Origin of the sequence: Micromonospora tarensis (assembly GCF_016803395.1) — a bacterium.
GTDB classification, from domain to species: Bacteria; Actinomycetota; Actinomycetes; order Mycobacteriales; family Micromonosporaceae; genus Micromonospora; species Micromonospora tarensis.
Map to the genome: position 1 here is coordinate 1 of NZ_JAEVHL010000496.1, position 1,524 is coordinate 1,524.

The window sequence follows — 1,524 nt, forward strand, 5'->3', positions numbered from 1 at the left end:
CCTTCTTGGTGGTCTTGGCGGTGGTGGCCCGGGACGCCGGCGTGGTCGAGCGGGCCGCGGCGACGCGGCGACGGGTGCTCGCCGAGCCGTCCACCACGACGGTCACTCCCGCCTCGGAGAGTGCCCGCAGGATCTTCTTGGCCTGGGCCGGAGTCACCTCGGCGGACTCGACGGTGCGCGCGAGCTGGGCCGACGTGAGCTGGCCACCGGCGCTCTGCGCGTGGGCGATCAGGGTGTCGGTGAGCGAGCGAACGTCGGCGCCGGGCTGGCGGGGTTCTGTCACGAATGACCTTCCGGAGGCGAAGAGCGGGCACGGCCGGTTCGTCCAGCGCAGCGAGGGTTACCGTGCCGGGCGATGTGGTTGAGGGACCCTCGTGTCACGGTCCGGCCGGTGCTCGGCGGTCCGTGCCGCGTGGGCAGGGGTGAATTGTAACGCCGTCTGCGGCGATCATCCTGCTCCGCACCGCGTACCGCCGACGGAGACCGCCGGTACGGCGGAGATGTGGACTTTGACGTAATGATAGCCGTGCCTGCGGTGGTGGGCTCCCTCGTCGCGCTCGGCGTCGGGCGGACCGCTGCCGAACTGTCGTTTGAGCAGCCCAAGCCGAGGTGGCGGCCGGTGCGGGCGCGACCGGGCGACGGCCGCGCACCGAGGGTGGACAGGGCGTTGGGCACCTAACCGACAATACCCATCTAATCGGGCATATTGGTGAGGCTCGGCGGTCCGGGACGCACGGACGGGTGATGGCCCCTCGGCCGGGCCGGTAGTTTCGGCCCGCCACGACACACCCGGAGTGCGGAAAGAGGCGAACCATGACCAATTCGGTCACCAGCCCACAGGAACTGCTCACCATCGCGGTAGAGGTGGCCCGGGACGCCGCGGACACCGCGCACCGGATGCGCGCCGAGGGGGTCGTGGTCGCCGCCACCAAGAGCACCGTCACCGACGTGGTCACCGCCGCCGACCGGGCGGTCGAGCGCCAGATCCTCGACGCGCTGGCCGCGCTCCGCCCGGACGACTCGGTGCTCGGGGAGGAGTTCGGCGAGGACGCCTCCGGGGCGGCGCGCAGCGGGGTGCGATGGATCGTCGACCCGATCGACGGCACTGTCAACTACCTGTACGGGCTGCCCCACTCCGCCGTCTCGCTGGCGGCCGAGGTGGACGGGGTGGTGGTCGCGGGCGTGGTGCGCAACGTGCACACCGGCGAGGAGTGGACCGCCACGGCCGGCGGCGGGGCCTGGCGCGACGGTGTCCGGCTGCGCTGCTCCGGCGAGGTCGACCTGGGTCAGGCGCTGGTCGGCACCGGCTTCGGCTACGACGCCGGCCGCCGGGCCCACCAGGCGCGGGTGGTGGCGGGGCTGATCGCCCACGTGCGCGACATCCGCCGGCTCGGCGCCGCCGCACTCGATCTCTGCCTGGTCGCCGAGGGGCGGCTCGACGCGTACTTCGAGAAGGGTCTCGCCGCGTGGGACCTCGCGGCGGGCGGGCTGGTGGCCGCCGAGGCGGGGTGCGGGTCGCCGGTC

Annotated in this window: 2 protein-coding genes; one reads left to right on the forward strand and one right to left on the reverse strand. The window is 73.2% G+C overall.

Going from position 1 to position 1,524, the window contains the following annotated elements:
• Positions 1–283: RNA polymerase sigma factor region1.1 domain-containing protein (locus JM949_RS35885; RefSeq protein WP_309232465.1), on the reverse strand; the 283-nt coding region annotated here is incomplete at its 3' end.
• A gap of 530 nt (positions 284–813) precedes the next feature.
• Here JM949_RS35885 and JM949_RS35890 point away from each other — a divergent pair.
• The coding region (locus JM949_RS35890; protein WP_203152465.1) for an inositol monophosphatase family protein at positions 814–1,524 on the forward strand (711 nt) is incomplete at its 3' end.